The 18,428-nt window shown below is 69.1% G+C and carries 10 protein-coding genes and 2 pseudogenes; 5 read left to right on the top strand and 7 right to left on the bottom strand.

Annotated elements, in window-relative coordinates; genetic code table 11:
- Positions 1-82 precede the first annotated feature (82 nt).
- Positions 83-325, bottom strand: coding sequence for a hypothetical protein (locus F0344_RS00550; protein WP_185296884.1), 243 nt, complete (start codon positions 323-325; stop codon positions 83-85).
- Between the two features lie 145 nt (positions 326-470).
- On the opposite strand from F0344_RS00550, the gene F0344_RS00545 reads away from it, so the two are divergent.
- A complete protein-coding gene (locus F0344_RS00545) occupies positions 471-632 on the top strand; it encodes a carbohydrate-binding protein (protein WP_185296883.1) in 162 nt (53 codons plus the stop codon).
- Between the two features lie 179 nt (positions 633-811).
- Positions 812-1,401, top strand: a pseudogene (locus tag F0344_RS00540) (substrate-binding domain-containing protein).
- Between the two features lie 39 nt (positions 1,402-1,440).
- On the opposite strand, the gene F0344_RS00535 reads toward F0344_RS00540, so the two are convergent.
- Together F0344_RS00535 and F0344_RS00530 are read right to left on the bottom strand one after the other, a co-directional pair.
- On the bottom strand, positions 1,441-4,206 hold the full coding sequence (locus F0344_RS00535) for a glycosyl hydrolase (protein ID WP_185296882.1): 2,766 nt from the start codon (positions 4,204-4,206) through the stop codon (positions 1,441-1,443).
- A gap of 516 nt (positions 4,207-4,722) precedes the next feature.
- On the bottom strand, positions 4,723-5,928 hold the full coding sequence (locus F0344_RS00530) for an MFS transporter (RefSeq protein ID WP_185296881.1): 1,206 nt from the start codon (positions 5,926-5,928) through the stop codon (positions 4,723-4,725).
- A gap of 336 nt (positions 5,929-6,264) precedes the next feature.
- On the opposite strand from F0344_RS00530, the gene F0344_RS00525 reads away from it, so the two are divergent.
- Together F0344_RS00525 and F0344_RS00520 are read left to right on the top strand one after the other, a co-directional pair.
- On the top strand, positions 6,265-7,056 hold the full coding sequence (locus F0344_RS00525) for an HAD family hydrolase (RefSeq protein WP_185296880.1): 792 nt from the start codon (positions 6,265-6,267) through the stop codon (positions 7,054-7,056).
- Between the two features lie 2 nt (positions 7,057-7,058).
- Entirely contained in the window at positions 7,059-9,470 is a 2,412-nt protein-coding gene (locus tag F0344_RS00520) for a glycoside hydrolase family 65 protein (RefSeq protein WP_185296879.1), read from the top strand.
- A 623-nt stretch (positions 9,471-10,093) separates the two neighbouring features.
- On the opposite strand, the gene F0344_RS00515 is transcribed toward F0344_RS00520, so the two are convergent.
- The 3 genes from F0344_RS00515 to F0344_RS00505 all read right to left on the bottom strand — a co-directional run bounded on the left by F0344_RS00515 (position 10,094) and on the right by F0344_RS00505 (position 13,892).
- On the bottom strand, positions 10,094-10,270 hold the full coding sequence (locus F0344_RS00515) for a hypothetical protein (protein ID WP_185296878.1): 177 nt from the start codon (positions 10,268-10,270) through the stop codon (positions 10,094-10,096).
- 8 nt (positions 10,271-10,278) lie between these two features.
- The gene (locus tag F0344_RS00510; protein WP_185296877.1) at positions 10,279-10,617 is read right to left on the bottom strand and encodes a MerR family transcriptional regulator; all 339 of its coding nucleotides are present in this window, start codon (positions 10,615-10,617) and stop codon (positions 10,279-10,281) included.
- A gap of 1,721 nt (positions 10,618-12,338) precedes the next feature.
- A complete protein-coding gene (locus F0344_RS00505; protein WP_185302440.1) occupies positions 12,339-13,892 on the bottom strand; it encodes a glycoside hydrolase family 43 protein in 1,554 nt (517 codons plus the stop codon).
- Positions 13,893-14,178: 286 nt separating this feature from the next.
- On the opposite strand from F0344_RS00505, the pseudogene F0344_RS00500 reads away from it, so the two are divergent.
- A pseudogene (locus tag F0344_RS00500) lies at positions 14,179-15,197 on the top strand (aldose epimerase family protein).
- A gap of 201 nt (positions 15,198-15,398) precedes the next feature.
- Here F0344_RS00500 and F0344_RS00495 read toward each other — a convergent pair.
- On the bottom strand, positions 15,399-18,224 hold the full coding sequence (locus tag F0344_RS00495) for a PQQ-dependent sugar dehydrogenase (protein ID WP_258049548.1): 2,826 nt from the start codon (positions 18,222-18,224) through the stop codon (positions 15,399-15,401).
- Positions 18,225-18,428: the final 204 nt, after the last annotated feature.

Here is an 18,428-nt window from a genome sequence, read left to right as displayed (position 1 = left end):
CGCCTCCCGTACCGCAGGCAGGAGTCCATCCGCGTGTGCACGCAGCGGCCGGAGTACGTCGACGACGTCCGGCTGCCGGGGGTCACCGAGGCAGTAGCCCCAGCCCTGTATGTCCCGGTACGGCGCGACGAGCGCTCGACGAGGTCCGGCAGCGCGCGCGGGGGTCCCCGATGCGGGTCAGCGCCCACCGTGCGTGGCCGCCGACGGTTCCGTCGAAGAGGTGGGACTCGCCCGGATCGTCCTCCTTCGATACGTCGGTGGCCGACCGGTCCAGCCGTCCCGGTTCCAGGACGTGCCAGTCCACCGCGTCCAGTCCGTCCAGCATGTTCCCCCCACCCACTCCCACGGGTGCGTCCCGCGCTCCCGGGCATCCTTTCACCGGCCGGTCCGGGCGGAGAGGGGGCAGTGCTGGACGTGGGAGGATTCCCGCAGGCCGACAGTGTGTCGGCCTGCGGAAAGGAAGTCCTCACATGGCAGCGGGATTCTCGGAGTGGAAAGTCAACCGGCAGTACTCGGCGCATGACCGGGTCACGTATCTGGGTAAGCAGTACCGCTGCTCGGTGACACACAAGTCGAACTCCGCGTCCAATCCGAAGACGGCCGTCAAGATGTGGCAGAAGCAGACCGACTGAGCACAACGGCCGCCGGGCCCGAGCGCTTCCGGCAGGCGGCAGCACTCTCGCCGCGCCGAGCCGTCAGCGTCACGCTGTCGCCGATCCGGTGGTCGCCATGGCCGGCCCGTGCCGCCGCAGTCCCCTGCGACGAGGAACTTCCGCCTTGCCCAAGCAGTTCCCCGGGCCCCCGCCCCACCCTGGAAGCCGTCGCAGCGCGGGCCGACGTCTCACGGGCCACCGCGCTACGTGTGGTGAACGGGGGCGACGGGGTACGTCGACCACTGGTCGACAAGGTGCTCCTCGCGGTGGAAGAACTCGGCCACATTCCCCAACCACGCCGCGCGCACGCTGGTCACCCGGCGCACCGGTGCCGTGGCCGTGGCCGTGGTGATCGGAGCCCGAGAACCGCATCTTCTCCGACCCCTTCTTCTCCCAGCAGCTCCGGGGAATCAGGTCCTCGGCCGCCGCCGCGGGCGCGACCCTCCTGGCGGAGGGTGCCTTCACGGTGGAGAGCGGAACGCGGGCGATGGAGGAGCTGCTGGAGCGGCGGCCCGACCTCGACGCGGTGTTCGCCGCCAACGACCTGATGGCCTCAGGTGCTCTGCGGGGGGACTCGGTGGCCGAGTCCACCGATCCGCCGCTGACCACCGTGCGGCAGGCCATCGAGGGCCAGGGCCGGCTGATGGCCCGTCTGCTGCTGCGCGGCCTGAACCGGGATCGCGCGGACGACGAAAGCCCCGACTCCGTGGTCACACCGACCACACCGGTGCGGCGGGCCTCGGCCTGAGTGGCCCGAAACCCGCCGCAGTTCGAGGTGTGTCTCCGATCAGACGTACGGGATCTTCAGGACCGCTCCGTCCGTTCCGGTCTGCACCCTGGACGTGCCACTGCTCAGCGCGTTCCAGATCTCCAGGCGGACGGTGCCGCCCCGGAGGGCGCCCAGACTCCCGGTCACCGACTTCGTGCCCACTGCCTGGGTGTATTCCTCCCACCCCGTGACCGGGTCGGTCGCGAAGTAGCGGAACGTCTCGGCACGGTCGAAGGTGCCGTCTCCGGTCAGGTCGTAACTGACCCTGACCTGTGGGGCGAGCCCGACCGTCGTGCCCGCGTCGACCCGAAGGCGGAACGAGGTGGACGTGCCGGCCGCGAGCGCCCCGTCGACGTTCCTGATCTCGTAGACCAACGGCTTGTACGGCGTACCGTCGCGGTTGACTCCGTCGGCCGAGGCCAGCGTGTCCGCCCCGGCGGCGCCGTCCGTGGCGGTGGTGAGGACGCCACCCGACTTCAGCCGGAAGGTGTTGCCGGTGGACGGGTCCGGGTCTCCGCCGCCCGTGCCCGTGCCGGTGGCCGTGGACCTGGCCGGGACGGAGAGGGTCGCGCCGTCGGAGAAGGTGACGGTGCGTGCGGTGGAGCCGTGGTTGTGGGCGGTGTAGGTGCGGACGCCGTTCTTCACGAGAACGGCGGAGGTCGGAATATTGCCGCTGACGGTCAGGTCGGGAGCGCCCAGACTGTCGAGCGTCACGATCCAGTGGTACGTGTGCGCCTTGGACTCACCCTGCTCCGGTGAGTAACCCGCGTTGCCCGCGTCCCACTTGGCCTTCGCGGCAGCCGGATCGGCAAGCGACTCGAACTCCCACAGCAGATCCCGCCACTCGACGGCGGGTCCGCCGTTCTCACGCTCCATCTCGGCGATGTTGCGCTTGATCGCGGTCTTCTCCCGGGCCAGGTGCAGCGAACCACCCGTCACGGGAAGGACGTTGATGCCGTGGATCTCCTCCGGGTTCGCGGTCCACCAGGTGGAGTACGCGCCGCCACTGCCCCAGACCATCCCGACCGTGTCGTGACCGAAGGAGCCCGGGAAGACCTGCTGGTCGGCATCGAACCAGTACTGCGTGATCGCTTCCGACTCCGTGGTCAGCAGGTAGCTGCCGAGGTCGCGCAGAGCCGTGTCACCCGTCGCCGCGCCCCACAGGACGAGTCCCGCGCTGAGGTTGATGGATTCCGACGAGGACTCCTGGTTGTTGCCCGCGGCGAATCCCTGGTGGCCGGAGGCCCAGCTGTGGCCCGCGTAGACGTCGAAGCCACGCAGGAACGGGAACGCGGCATCCGTACGGCTGGGGTTGGCCGCGTCGCGCACGAGGGTCTTGACCATGGTCCCCCAGGCGGAGTCGGCGGCCCACGCCTGGTCGTACTGGGCGACGATCGCCGCCGCGTACACGTAGTAACTGTAGTGGAAGTGGTGGTCGTTGAGCTCGGTGTCGCTGCCGTACGAGGCCGGGTACCCGGTCAGCGTCTTCCAGTCCCTGTCGTAACTGAACTCGCTGGCCCCGCCCGCCGTGAACCACTCCTGGAGCCGGCCCTTCATCAGGCCGAGGAGCTTGTCCCGGATGCCCGGCTGGCCGATCTGGTCCGCTACGGGGACGAGTTGGGCGAGGCGGCCCAGCGCCTTGCCGGTCCAGTAGGTGTCACTGGCGCCGGAGAACGGATCGGAGGCGTTCGCCACCTCGTTGAGGTAACCCGTCAGCCGGGCCTTGTCCACGCCGCTCGACGCGGGGAGCGCGGGCAGCACGCCGGAGTTCTTCTGACTGGTGGTGAAGGAGGCGGACTCCCGCACCTTCATGACACCGCGCGGGGATACGTACGTGTACGGCGTGAGTGCGTCGGCCGTGTGCAGCCACTGATGCCGGTAGAGCGCCTGGAGTGTGCCGCGCTCGGTGCCCTCCTTGGCCTCGGTGGTCAGACCGTAGGTCGCCTTGACGGTGCCGCCGGTGGACTCCCAGCTCACCCGTGAGCCGGTGACGAAGCTGAAGGCGTACTTGCGGTAGGTCGCGAGCGCGTCGGTGGACGGCAGCACGGCGAGCGAGAAGTAGTCCTTGCCGCCGAGTCCGGCGGTGATGGCCGAACCGGAGACGGTCCAGTCGCTGCCTGTCGGTGCGAACAGGGCGTAGTGGTGACCGGCGACCGTGATGCCGAGGACGTTGCCGTTGTCGGCGAAGACCGTCGGTGTGCCGGCGGTGGTGATCCGCGCGTCACCGCCGGAGCCCTTGGCGTACACGAAGGGCATCCCGTGCCCGATGGTCGTGCGGAGCGTACGGGTGCCGTCCGACCAGTACGGGGTGACCGTCCAGTCGGACCAGTCGTCGGCCTTGGTGTCAGGGGAGTTGAGGCCGCTGAGGCCCACCGTGAGATCGGCCTTGTGGGGGTACTCGTACTGGCGGCCGCCCCCGACGACCGCGGGGTTCGTCGGGTAGCCGACCTCCAGTCCGCCGGACGTGGCCTGGTAGGTGAGCGGATGGCCGTACATCGGGGTGGAGTACGGGTTGTCGCCGTAGCGCTGGTAGGCGAGCGAGGTCCACCAGTCGTTGGTGGGGACCGGCTTGTCCCGTGCCGCCGCCGTGAGCTTGGGCGTGACCGGGGCGCCGGTATTCGTGGTGGGGCCGGAGGTGCCGGCGGGACGGGAGTCCGAGTAACTGCCGGCCCCGGCCGGGACGGTGGCGGCTGCCGCCGGGCTTGCGGCAGGACCCAGGCCGACAGCGGCCAGAGCGATGGCCAGCACCGTCGCCGCGGCAGGTCTGGAGAAGGAGGCTTGCATGAGCAGCACCTCGAAGTCGTGGGAGGAGGACGGAGGCGCCTTTGAGAGCGCTCTCAGATGTCAAGGAACGTAAAACTCCTGAAACGTGGTGTCAATAGAACGCACAGCAGGGGCAGTTGCTGATTACCGCACGTCGCCATGTGTTCGAGTCTTGATGACGCGCGGTCCCGGTGCGCGGTCCCGGCCGGCAGACCCGGCGGGACCGTCTGAAGACCACCCGTCACTGATGAGTGACGACACGCGCCGAGCCCCCGCCGGAACACTCAGCCGGTGCATTCTCAGGGCCGGCCGCGACGGAGTGCCCGACGTCAGCCGCCCCTCCCCGCCGGGCACCGCCTCCTTCGTCTCCGCGTCGCGGGGACTGCCGGCAGCTGCGCTGTCACCGGTCACCCGGCCACACGCGGTTGCTCCCGACAGGAGTGAGGCGAGGGGCAGTGCGCCGGCGGCGGACCGCTTTCCTGGCATCACGACGACATCCCCGTTTCCCTCAAGTCTTTCAACCGCCAGACATGATGTTCAGCGGACCGAGACAGGCTGCTTGCCCGCAGCGCTCTCACCGCTCGACGGCGAGCGCCGCGCCGACCGCTTGTCCAGGGAGCTGGACAGGACGGCGAGCGCCAGGGCGGAGGCGGCCAGGAGTGCGCCGACCCAGTTGGGGGAGGTGTAGCCGAACCCGCCGCCGATGACGATGCCACCGAGCCAGGCGGCCAGGGCGTTGCCGGCGTTGAAGGCGCCGATGTTGACGGCCGACGCCAGGGTGGGGGCGCCATGGGCGTGGTCCAGGACCCGCTTCTGCAGCGGCGGTACGGTGGCGAAGCCCAGCGCCCCGATCAGGAACAGCGCAACCGCTGCGGTGGCCTTGTCATGAGCGCCGACGGTGAACAGGGCCAGCACGAGGGCCAGGCCACCAAGCGCCGTGCAGAGCATGGGCATCAGCGCGCGGTCGGCGAACTTCCCGCCGATCAGGTTTCCGGCAACCATGCCCAGACCGAACAGCACCAGCAGCCAGGTCACAGAGGAGTCGGCGTATCCGGTGACGTGCGTCATCATCGGGGCGATGTAGGTGATGGCGGCGAACACACCGCCGAAGCCGAGGACCGTCATCGCCATGGCGAGCAGGACCTGCACGTCCTTGAACGCGCTCAGCTCGTCGCGCAGCCGTACGCCCTCCGGCTCGGGCAGGTCGGGCACCAGCTTGGCGATCCCGGCCAGACCGACGAGTCCCAGCGCCGCCACGAAGAGGAAGGTGATCCGCCAGCCGGCGGTCTGTCCCACAAAGGTGCCCAGAGGGACTCCGACGACGTTGGCCACCGTCAGGCCGGTGAACATCGTCGCGATGGCGCCGGCCTTCTTCTCCGGAGCCACCAGTTCCGCCGCGACGACGGAGCCGATGCCGAAGAACGCTCCGTGGGCCAGTGACGCGACCACGCGGCCGGCCAGCATGACTCCGAACGTCGGAGCCGCGGCGGACAGCAGGTTCCCGACGACGAACAGTCCCATCAGCAGCATCAGCATCCGCTTACGGGTGATTCTCGTGCCGAGGACGGTCATGAGGGGAGCGCCGAACACGACGCCGAGGGCGTAGCCCGTGACGAGGTACCCGGCGGTGGGGACGGAGACCCCGAAATCGCCGCCGACCTCGGGCAGCAGTCCCATGATCACGAACTCGGTGGTTCCGATCCCGAAGGCCCCGATGGCGAGGGCCAGAAGTGCTAGGGGCATGACGTCGATCCTTTGAGGCGCGGAAGCTCTTTACGAGCGTCAACAATAGTTGTGTACGCGGGCTATTGTAAGCGGGTGATAGGCGCGCGCACATAGAAGGAGAGGGTGGCGTCGGCGTCGATGCGGCCTGGCCCTGGCGCCGGGGCCCGAGCCAGGCCGAGGGCGTGTCACGGGGATGGCGCCCCGCCGAGCGCCGCGTCCCCGCGTCGGGCGCGAAGTGTTGGCACTATGGGAAGCCAGGCGCCCAGCAGTACGCGACTTGTCGGCAGCTAATGCCTGGAGGCTGGACATGAGCGCAGGCCGAAGTGCGGAGTCCCGACACCGGCACGGTCACCGGTGAGCGCCGGGGCTCGCGCGGGGGCGGAGACGTACCCGGACCGCTTGCGTCAGGTGGCGGGTGTGGTCTTCGACACCGATGGGGTGATCATCGACTCGGTGCGCCTCCATGCCGCCGCGTGGAAGACCGCCTTCGACACATGTCTGGAGGCCAACCCGCCCGGTGATCCGTCCGCGCGGAGACCGTTCAGCACGGACGACTACCTGCGATACGTCGACGGCAGAGCGCGCATGGACGGCGCCGCTTCCTTCCTCGCCTCCCGAGGGCTCACCCTGCCTCCCGGCACCCTCGCGGACCCGCCAGGAACGGACACCGTAGGCGCGGTGGCGGCCCGCAAGGAGCAGCTCTTCACCGAGCGGATCAGGGCGCGGGACGTCGAGGCGTACCCCGGGACACTCCTGTTGCTCCGGCACCTGCGCGACCAGGGGATCGGCATGGCCGCAGTGTCCGCGTCCCGGCATGCCCGGGAGTTGCTGGACCGATCCGGCGTCCTGTCGTACTTCACCGCCGTCATCGACGGCGGTGAAGCGACCCGCCTCGGGCTACCGGGCAAACCCGCCCCCGATCTCTTTCTCGCGGCAGCGGGACGGCTGGGCCTGGCGGCCGCGCGTACGGCGGTGATCGAGGACGCGCTGGCCGGGGTGGAAGCCGGCCGGCGCGGTCGATTTCACCTCGTGGTCGGCGTGGACCGCAGCGCGGCCCCGGACACGCGCGCCGCGCTGCTCGACCGGGGCGCGGACGTCGTCGTCGACGACCTCTCCGAACTGCTCACCGACCCCACGGAGGACTGACGATGCCTGAGCACCTGCCGGAAGCGGACCACTCCTGGGAATACGTGGGGTACGAGCCCGACCGGGAGCGGCTGCGCGAGGCACTGTGCACGCTGGGAAACGGCTACATGGCGACCAGGGGGGCAGCACCCGAGTGCGTGGCCGACACGGTGCACTACCCGGGTACGTACGCCGCCGGCTGCTACAACCGGCTCACCTCGACCGTCGCCGGGCGGCGGGTCGAGAACGAGGACATGGTCAACCTCCCCAACTGGCTGCCGCTGCGCTTCCGGATGTACAGCCCGCAGGGCGACACTCCCTGGTTCACACCCGACAGCGAGGCTCTGCGCGAGCACCGGCAACGCCTCGACCTGCGAACCGGTGTCCTGGAGCGAAACCTCACCTACGAGATGGACGGCCGCGTCCTCGCCGTACGGCAACTCCGCCTCGTACACATGGGGGAGCCCCATCTCGCGGCCCTGCGCACGGAGTTCACCGCACAAGGCGGCTGGTCCGGAGACATCGAGGTGGAAGCGGCCCTCGACGGCTCCGTGACCAACTCCGGCGTCGCCCGCTACAAGCAGCTCAACGGCCGGCACCTGATCCACGTGAACTCCGGGACGGACGCGCCCGACACCATGTGGCTGCGCTGCCGGACCAGTACGTCCGACATCCGGATCGGCCTGGCCGCCCGTACGACGGCCGGCACCGGAACCGTCCACACCGCCACCGCCCACGAACCCCTGAGAGCCGTCCAGCTCATGCGCCTCCGCCTCTCCCCGGGCTCTCCCGGCGCGGTCGACAAAGTTGTCGCCCTCTACACCTCCCACGACCCCGCCATCAGCGACCCCCTCCACGCGGCGATCGACGCAGTCGGGCGGGCGCCCGCGTTCGTGGATCTGCTGGAGTCGCACACAGCGGCCTGGAACCAGTTGTGGCAGAAGGCGGAACTCGACGTACCGGGCGCAGCAGGTGGAATCCTCCGGCTGCACCTCTTCCACGTCCTGCAGACCCTGTCGCCGCATACCGCCGAGCTGGACGTCGGTGTGCCGGCCAGGGGGCTGCACGGCGAGGCCTACCGCGGGCACGTCTTCTGGGACGAGCTGTTCGTCCTGCCCTATCTGAACCTGCACCTGCCCGAGGTGTCCCGTGCGCTGCTGCTCTACCGCCACCGGAGACTGCCACGCGCCCTCGCCGCGGCGCACGACGCCGGCAGGAGGGGCGCCATGTATCCCTGGCAGAGCGGCAGCGACGGCCGCGAGGAGTCCCAGCAACTGCACCTCAATCCCCGGTCCGGGCACTGGCTTGCGGATCATTCGCATCTTCAGCACCACGTGGGCCTGGCCATCGCCTACAACGTGTGGAAGTACTGCGAGGCAAGCGGGGACATCGAGTTCCTGCACACCAAAGGTGCGGAGATGCTGACGCAGATCGCCCGGTTCTGGGCGGACTCCGCCACGTACGACGAGGACACCGGGCGCTACCGGATCCTCGGCGTACTGGGCCCGGACGAGTACCACGACTCCTACCCCGGATCGCCGGAACCGGGGCTGGACGACAACGCCTACACCAACGTCTGCGCCGCCTGGGTGCTCGACCGGGCTGTGCGCGTGCTGGCGGAACTGCCGCCGCCGCGTCGTGCGGAGCTCTGCGAACGGACCGGCCTCGACGCTACGGAAGTGGCCCTGTGGAGCGATGTGTCCCGCAAGCTGCGCGTGCCCTTCCACGACGGCGTCATCAGCCAGTTCGAGGGCTACGGTGAGCTGGCGGAACTCGACTGGGACGCCTATCGCGCCCGGTACGGCAACATCCGTCGCCTCGACCGCATCCTGGAGGCCGAGGGAGACACGGTCAGCCGCTACCAGGCGTCGAAGCAGGCCGACGTCCTCATGCTCGGCTATCTCTTCTCACCTCCCGAGCTCGCCGGCGTCTTCCACCGGCTGGGCTACGAGCTGGACGACGAGACCTGGCACCGCACCGTCGAGTACTACCTGCACCGCACCAGCCACGGATCGACGCTCAGCGGGCTGGTCCACGGCTGGGTGCTGGCGCGCGTGCGCTGGGAGCAGGCATGGGCGTACGTCCAGGAGGCGATCGAGGGCGATGTCGCCGACCTGCAGGGCGGGACCACCGGGGAGGGAATCCACCTGGGCGCGATGGCCGGCACCATCGACCTCGTCCAGCGAGGGCTCACGGGCCTGGAGGCCCGGGACGGAGCGCTGTGGCTGGATCCGGTCCCCACCCCGAGCTTGGCCGAGTATGGGTTCTCGATTCGCTACCAAGGCCACTGGGGCGTTCAAATCCGTGTCAGGCCACTCGCGTTGGAGATCATCGTGCCGCCCTCGGACATGCCCCCGATCGGGGTCCGGCTGCACGACCGCGCCGTGTCGGTGGATCCGGGTGATTCAGTCGTGCTCAGGCTGCGGGAGCCGTGAACGAGGCGGGAGCAGCCGCGATCCGTGGTGCAGCGGCGCTGCGCGCCGGGCGTCGCTGTTCATCGCTACCAAGGTATTCAGCGCAGTGGTGGAACACTTGAAGATCTCGTCGATGAACGTGACGTGCACGGTTGTGGCGCCGTCCACACCGCGACAGCTCGGTAGGGCGGCCTGCGTACTCGATTGCCGGGATTCTGTCGGCAGTCCGGTTTCGGAGGGGGCTTAGCCGCTTGCGAGTGCGCACGTGCTAATTGCTCGGCATGTCGGACTTCTCGCAGCGGAAGATGAGTGCAGAGAACTCAGGTGATGGGTCCGGACGGAACGGCGAAAGCAGATCCGAGATGCGTGGGAGTTTTTGGGAATCGCGACTGCAACTGTGATCGACAGTAGCATGCGGTAGCAGCGTGTACGGTTGATAAATGCGCTCTGTTCGATGTGGAAAAGACGCTGCCACCACGGCGCGTCAAACTCTCTTCTCGCGGTCGTAGATATGGCTCCACCTGGAATGCGGCATGCCAGGAAGAGCGCGCTGCTTGAGAGGCGCGCAACGTATGGCGGGGGTGGCACCACCTGCGAGGTCACCGCACACCGTCATCAACCCGCACCGCCGCACCCGACGCGGATCAGAGCCGCCCCGCACCGCTGCTGTTGCGCAGCACTGCGGGGCCGGTGTCGCCCTGGGTGTCGAGCGTCAGTGCGACGCCCATGACGAAGATGCGGGCGAAGGGGATTTCCTGGTCGAGGCTCTGACGTAGACGCAGGGACGCCGGGCTTCCGACAGGTTGCGGTGCGGCGAGCACTCGTCACGTCAGCCCGCGGCCGTCGAGTTGGCTGCCTCGGCGACGTGGCGGTATTCGGTGTTGATGCGCTGGGCTTCTTCGAGCTGGTCCTCGAGGATGACGATGCGGCAGGCGGCCTCGATGGGGGTGCCTTGGTCGACCAGTTCCCGAGCGCGGGCTGCGATGCGCAGCTGGTAGCGGGAGTAGCGCCGGTGGCCGCCGGGACTGCGGAGCGGTGTGATGAGGCGGGCTTCGCCGATGGCCCGGAGGAAGCCCTGGGTGGTGCCGAGAATCTCGGCGGCCCGGCCCATGGTGTAGGCGGGGTAGTCGTCGTCGTCGAGACGGCCGAAGGTGTCGTCTGCTGTCATTGCACCTCTCTGTGGAACACGCTGGAGGGCCCTGGTGTCCTATGACACCAGGGCCCCGGAGGAACTGCTACGCCATCTGCCGGCCCTGGTACTGCGCCGGCGTTCTGATTCCGCTGACCCGACGGGAAGGCTGTCGGGGGTGCGGGGATCGCGGTTGCTTGACCGGAGACCACCTCACTATCGATGTCCTGCGGTACCCGGGCTCAAGATGTCGGCCCGGGCGATCCTGATGACGCCTGGCTCCTCCGTTCTTCCCTCGGTGATCAACTGCTCATTCGGTACTGCCGATTGCTGGATGGCCGTGAAAACGCCACCTTTCGGCAGCCAGCCCCGTCGCCCGTCCTGCGTCTGCTCTGGCTTGGAACCCCACTGCCGAACCTCCCGGTGCGCGCGTCCGCAGCCGACGCCTTCACCGAGGTGCTGCTCACTGACCTCACTGCTGGGTACCGCGTCCTGCGCTTACGGATACTGCGTCAACTGCCGTACTGCTCAAGGCGGCCCCTGACTACCGCGGGCCACCCGGTCCGGTCACCAGTCCCGTCGCCGCCCTGCAACAACCCTGGCTTCGAAACTCCGTCACCGCACCGTCCTGCCAACTGCAACTGCTCGTACCGCTGCCCGCCAGTTCGTCTCTGTCGGGCTCTGCTGTCTTCCTGTGTTACGAGAGAAACCATAGCCAGGCCACAACCCAATGTCTACTCCAGCCGCCATAGATTTTCGCGTGTTCGACGGCGAGGTATTCGACCTCGAACAGGCGCCACCGGAATGGAGGGGACGGAAGCCAGGCGCAAACACTGCGCAGACAACGGTCCATGGCGACCCAGAGGCCGGAACGTGTCCTGGTGGCCACGATGAGCGTCACTGTCGTACCTGCCCACTGCGGTAGATCGTCCGTCTGGGTTCTGCGGAGGCGGCTGCTGGGCGATCAGGGCGCTTCGGTACGGTTCCGTCATGGAGGAGCAGCGTCATCAGGACGGGGTCAGTGCCCGACCGGGCGGCGGGCAGGCCGCCGTCCCTGACTCCGTCAAGGTCGACAGGGCCGCGCCGGAGATGACTGTGTTTGCGTGCGCCGCCTGCGGCGCTGCGCTGACGGGTCCGCTGAATCGCTTGTCGGCGGTGCCCGAGGCTCCCTTCTACGCGTGGTGGGAAGCGGAGGAAATGGGGCCGCCGCCGGCCACTGTTCCGTCAGGCTGCTACGCGATCGAGACGGAACCGTACGGCCCGCCCCTCGTCGCTGCCGACGCGCCCGGTCCTGTGATGCCTCGCCGTGGGACGCTCCACAACGTTGACAAGCAGTCGCTGGTCTCCCAGGGGCCGTCAGGTAATATCGTGGTGAACCCGGATGATTCCCGTGGGCTGACGACGCGGCACGCCTCCGCCGCATGCTGCGGGGCTACTCCAGAGGGGGGACTGAACCAGGTCTGCGTCTGCGGAACACTGGTGGCGACCCTCTGCTCCGATTGCTGCCTGCCCTATGAGCTCCACCTCTCACCCGTCCACGTCCGGGCCCTTCCGTTCCACTCGCCCAGCGCCGACGGTCTACGGCGCGGGGTGAGCTGAAGATGCGGAGTGGGAGCGGCTGCGGCCGCTCCTGGGGGTGAGCGGTGGGCAGTGGTCCATGCTCCACAGTCCGTGGGCCTCGCACGGGTGCGGACCGGGATCTACCGGCGTGAGCTGCCGGAAGCTTCGGGTGTCCCCGCAGCGGTGCCCCATGTCTCAACTCAGGGTTCACCGGAGCCCGGCCGCAGTTCGAACCAGTCGAAGGCAGGGGCGCCCTGGGTCGCGTACATCCCGAGGACCCTGCCGGTGAAGCCGCCGGCGACTTCGGTGGTGAGGTAGCGGCCGTCGAGTTCGGCGAGGATCTCGAACCTCCCGCCTTCGGTTTCGTACCCGAGCCGGAGGGTGTCGGGGCCGCCGACTCGGAGGCCGGTCGGGAGTGCGGCTGCGGATTCCGTGGGGCGTGCCGTGACGGTGGGTGGCAGGATCTCAGTGGTGGTGATGTCGATCCGGAGCGTCAACGGGCCCGGAGGTAGGCGCCGTTCGGCGACGGTCTGACGCAAGGGGCCGATCCGGGCGACCGCCCTCACTGTGCCTTCGCCCGATTCCACCTGGTAGTGGTGCGCCTCGTCGAGGCGCACGGCGATCCCGCCCCGGTCACCCTCACCCACGTCGATACGGGCCCGCGCGCTGCAATCGGGATCGCGCTGGCGCCGGCCAACGAACAGCGCGCCGGGCTTGTCCAGGCTGTCCGCACGGGCGTGCAGCACCACGTGGCCCGGTCGCGCATCGAGGCGTACGGCGCTCGGGTCGTGGCGTCTCAGCGACATCCAGCAGGGTGCGAGTGCGGGAGAGTCGAAGTCGTCGCGATCCGGCTCGGGCGGCCAGGGGTGCGGGGACAACGCCGGCGCCTGGGAGCGGAGTTCCAACGGCCCCGGCAGCGGCCACTCGTCCTCCCACCGGACGGGCGCCAGGAAGGTCTCCCGGCCCATGCCGTGGAACTGCGGGGTGTCACCGCGAGGTCGGGTGCCGAGCAGAACCATCCACCATGTGCCGTCATGCGCCTGCACGAGATCACCGTGGCCGGTGTTCTGTACGGGATGGCTCGTACTACGGTGGGTCAGCACGGGGTTGTCCGGGTGCGACTCGAACGGCCCCGGCAGGCTGTGGGCCCGCCCCACCGACATCGCGTGACCCCGTTCCGTACCCCCCTCCGACAGCAGCAGGTACCACCAGTCGCCGATCCGGTACAGGTGCGGGCCCTCCGGATACTGCAGCCCGCTCCCCGACCACATGGCCACCGGTTCGCCCAGGAGTTCGCCCGTCTCCGGTTCGATGCGAACCCCGCGGATCATCCCGTCGTGCGAGAACACGCACCAGCAGTGCCCCTCGTCGTCCCAGGCCAGGTCGGGGTCGATCCCGGGGATGCCGACCGGTACCGGTTCCGACCAGGGACCGGCGGGGTCCTTCGCGGTCACCACGACGTTGCCCGCGCCGGCAACCACGGTCGTGATCATCCAGAAGCGGCCGTCGTGGTACCGCAGTGTGGGCGCGTACACACCGCACGAGGACGGGGTCTCGTCGCCCAGCGTCAGCTGCGAGGGCCGGCCCAGGGCGTGTCCGATCAGCCGCCAGTGCACGAGGTCGCGACTGTGCCACAGCGGCACCCCGGGTACGTACTCGAAGCTGGACGTCGCCACGTAGTAGTCGTCGCCCACACGACAGATGCTGGGGTCGGGGCTGAAGCCCGGTATCACGGGATTGTCGAAGAGCGCCATGTCCGTCCTCGGGTGAGTCGTGGTCACGCAGTCGGACGGGAGTCGGCGAAGGACGGGCCGTCAGGCGTACGGGCCTCAATGAACAGATCGTTGAAGCGCTTCGAAGATCGCATCCGGCTGCCGGGCTGTCAATGACCACCTTGCCTCCAGGCTCGACTCACCTCATAGGTGGTTCGTACGGGTGGAGGATGGCAGTACAGCCGAAGAGGGCAGTCGAAGGGGGGACGGCTTCCGCCCGGGTGGGCGCGTCGAAGCGCTTCAACGCGATTGCGGCCGGTGTCCGCGAATGCTGCCGCAGGAGCCTTGCGAGGGTTCCGGCCGGGGGCGTGCCAGTGTGCCTCGACACCGGAGCCGCGCAAGCCGTGCGCACGGCGCCTCGCTGCACACGCTCACCGTCCCCGACACCACGGGTGCCACCGCCTCGGTCGTCCGCTCGCTGACGACCGTCGACGACTACACGTCCGAGCACCCGTACTTCGGCGCCGTCGTGGGCCGCTGCGCCAACCGCATCGCGCACGGCCGGTTCACCCTGGACGGGACCACGCACCACGTCCCCGCCAACGACCGCGGCCATGCCCTGCACGGTGGCCCCGAGGGTCTCCACACCAAGGTGTGGGAAGCGAGCGCGGACACCACCGGTACGGCTGGGCCTGCACAGCCCCGACGGCGAGATGGGGTTCCCGGGGCGCTGGACTGCACGGTCCCGTACACCCTCGACGCCTCCGGGACCCTGGCCATCGCGTACGCGTCGGTCAGCCACCGGCCCACGGCCGTCAACCTCACCCACCACGCCTACTTCGACCTCGCCGGTGAGGGCGACGTCCTCGGCCACCGACTGGAAGTCGATGCCGACACCCATGTTCCGGTGGACGGCGACGGCATCCCCCTGGGACCCCTGGCCGAGGTCCGGGGCACGCCCTTCGACCTCACCTGCCCGCGCCAGCTCGGGGAACGGCTCGGTCAGGACGACGAACAACTGAGTACATCAGGGGGGTTCGACCACAACTGGGTGCTGCGCGGAACCGGCGGCCTGCGTCGCGCCGCACGGCTCACGGCCCCCGCGCGGCCCGCGTCCTGGAGGTGTGGACGTCGGAGCCCGGCATCCAGGTGTACACCGCCAACCAGCTCGACGGCTCCTTCACCCACGCCACCGGCCGCCGCCACGAGCGGCACGGATCGGTCTGTCTGGAGACCCAGCACCTGCCCGACTCGCCCAACCGGCCCGACTTCCCCGGCACCGTGCTGCGCCCCGGCGACACCGCGCGCAGCCGCACCGAACTGCGCTTTCCCCACCTCGGAGCCTGAACGGCACCGCGCGGTAACCGCAGATCCGGCGGTCTCAGCCACTCCTGTGCCATGGGAAAGGCGGCGACATCGACGGGTCCCAGATCGAGGAACGGCGGCGGAGCGCTTCGGCGTCGCGTTCCGCCGCCGTCACCGGCCCGGTGGTGCGGCCGGTCCGTCGTCACCGTCCTCCACGGCGACGACGGAGTCGGGTCGACCCGTTCAGTTGGGCAGAGTCCATTTCTGGTTGGCGCCGGTGTGGCAGGTCCACAGGTGGAGCTTGGTTCCGTCTGCGGAGGAGACGCCGGCGGCGTCCAGGCACTTGCCCGACTGCGGGTTCTTCAGTGTGCTGTCGGCCTGGGGCAACCACTTCTGGGCGCCGGTGCCGTTGCAGCCGTAGAGCTGGATCTTCGTACCGTCGGCTGTGCCGCCACCACTGATGTCCATGCACTTGCCGAGCGCGCGCAGGGTGTTGTCCGCGCCCACGGTCCATTTCTGTGCGGCCGACTGGTTGCACGTCCACAACTGGATCTGCGTGCCGTCCGCACTCTCCCCGTCGGCGACATCGACGCACTTGCCGCCGACACCCTTGATCTCCCCGCTCTGAGGGGGAGCGGCGGCGGTGGTGAGGGTGAAGTCGTCCACGTCGAAGAGGGAGCCGCTGCCGCCCTTGAATACGAGGTGCAGGGTGGTGGTACCGGCAGGGCGGTCGGTGAGGTTCGCTGTCACGTTCTGGAACGTGTCCCAGCCTCCGGTGGCGGGGACGGCGGTCGCTCCGAGCAGGGTGCCGGTGGGTGTGCCGGCCCGTACCTCCAGGGTGCCTCCCGTGCTGCCGGAGGAGACGCGGGCAGTCAGCTTGGTGACGTTCGCCAGGACGTAGGGTTTGAACGAGATCCAGTCGCCGTTGTCTATGTGGCCGACCGTCTTGCCGCCGTTCGCCGTCGCCTTGTCGACGATCTGCACCCCGGCGGAGCCGCCGAAGTGCTCGGCCTGGCGCTTGCTGCCCTGGCTGAGGTTCTGGTCGTGAGTGGTCAGGGCGGGCTGTCCGTTGGCACCCTTGTCGGTGTACTCGGCGTCCCAGACACCGAAGATGTTCGCGTTGGGGTCGTGCTCGCCGTCGGCGATGGTCTGTACGGTGCCGGAGCAGCCGGTGGCGGAGGTCTGCGGGTGGCCGTGGCTGTCGTGGCCGACGATGAAGGTGACCTTGACCTTGGAGCAGTCGACCGTGCCGTCCTCGGCATCGGTGACGGTGACCTCGAAGGGGACGGCAGCGCCCGGGTCGATGACGGAGCCATCGGTGGGCAGTTCGAGTTCGACGCTGGGCGCCGTGTTGCCGACGGTGACGATCACGGAGGCGGTGGCGGTGTTCCCGGTTCCGTCGGAGACCGTCAGCTCCGCCGTGTAGCGGCCGTTGGCGCTGTAGGTGTGGGAGGGGTTCGCCGCCGTGGAGGTGGCACCGTCACCGAACCTCCAGGAGTGGTTCAGCGGGTCGCCGTCGGGGTCGGAGCTGCCCGCGGAGGAGAACTGCACGGCGAGCGGAGACTTGCCCGACGTGCGGTCGGCCGCCGCCTTGGCGACGGGGGAGCGCCCGCCGGACACGCTCTCGATGCGGTAGACCGCGCTGTTGGCGTCACCGTTGAAGTAGCCGGTGCCGTAGTCGAGGACGTACAGCGCGCCGTCCGGCCCGAAGGCCATGTCCATGACCTGGGTGCCCTCCCAGGGGAAGGCGTTGATCGACTGCACCGTCCCGTCGGTTCCCTGCTCGACGCGCTTGATCCACCTGCGGCCGAACTCACCGGCGAAGAAGTCGCCGTCGAAGCTCTCGGGGAACTTGACCGTGGAGGCGGACGACGCGTCGTAGCGGTAGACGGGTCCGCCCATGGGCGACTCCGAACCGGAGCCGAACTCGGGGACCGAACCGCCGTCGTACGGGATCCAGGCGGACTGAGCCGGGGGCAGGTCGGTCAGACCGGTGTTGTTCGGCGAGGTGTTCCGCGGGGCCGCGCAGGAATAGGCGGAGCCGGACGTCGAGGTGGCGAAGTCGTAGTCCACGTACGCGGCGTTCTTGCCCGTGCAGTAGGGCCAGCCGTAGTTGCCGGCCTTGGTGATCCGGTTGAACTCGACCTGTCCGGCGGGCCCCCGGCCCGCGTTCGCGGTGCCCGCGTCGGGGCCGTAGTCACCGAGGTAGACCGTTCCGGTGGGCTTGTCCACGCTCATCCGGAAGGGGTTGCGGAAGCCCATGGCGTAGATCTCGGGCCTGGTCTTCGCGGTGCCGGGTGCGAAGAGGTTGCCCGAGGGGATGGAGTAGCCGCCGTCGGAATCGACCTTGATGCGCAGCACCTTGCCACGCAGGTCATTGGTGTTGCCGGCGGAGCGCTGGGCATCGTAGGCGGGGTTGCGGTTCGACCGCTCGTCGACCGGGGTGTAGCCGTCGGACGCGAACGGGTTGGTGTCGTCACCGGTGGACAGGTAAAGATTGCCCTGGGCGTCGAAGTCGATGTCTCCGCCGACGTGGCAGCACAGGCCGCGGCTGGCGGGCACGTCGAGGATCTTCTTCTCGGTGGCGGTGTCCAGCGTGCCGTCGGTTCTGAGGACGAACCGCGAGAGCCGGTTGACGCCGTCGAACGGTGCGAAGTCCGCTGCCGAGCCGTTCGCGGGGGCGTCTCCCGGCGGGGTCGTCAACTTCGGCGCGTAGTACAGGTAGATGAAGCGGTTGGCGGTGAAGGCGGGGTCCACGCCGACGCCCTGGAGGCCTTCCTCGTCGTGCGAGTAGACGTCCAGTTTCCCGGCGGCCTTGGTGGTGCCCGCGGCGTCGGTGATGCGCAGGGTGCCGTCCCGCGACGTATGGAGGACGGATCTGTTGGGCAGGACCGCGAGCGTCATGGGCTCACCGGTCTCGGCCACCCCTTTCGCGAGGGTGACCTGCTGGAACTGGTCGGCCGCCGCGGGCGCCGCTTCGGCCTGTCTCCGCTCGGTGGTGAGGGCGCCCGCGGCGGCGAGCAAGGTGCAGACGAACGCCGCGAGGGGCCGGGAGAGTCTCCTGTGCACGCGCATCCTCCGTGTGGCAACGGGGTGGGGGGTCAAGCACAGGCGCGCGCCGTCGCGCCGGGAGCACGGGCTGCCCGGCGGGGGAGGATCCGGGTACCCGGGCTTTGTTGTCCGGTACAGGTCAGGAAGGTAATGGCTTTTTCGTCGGCCAGGAAGTCTTTCGACGTAAAGGATCACAACTTTCTCTAGTGAGGGGACAAAGCG

Source organism: Streptomyces finlayi, assembly GCF_014216315.1.
Lineage (GTDB): Bacteria > Actinomycetota > Actinomycetes > Streptomycetales > Streptomycetaceae > Streptomyces > Streptomyces finlayi_A.
Note: the sequence above shows the minus strand (reverse complement) of the source record. Positions and strands in the feature narration are given on the sequence as shown.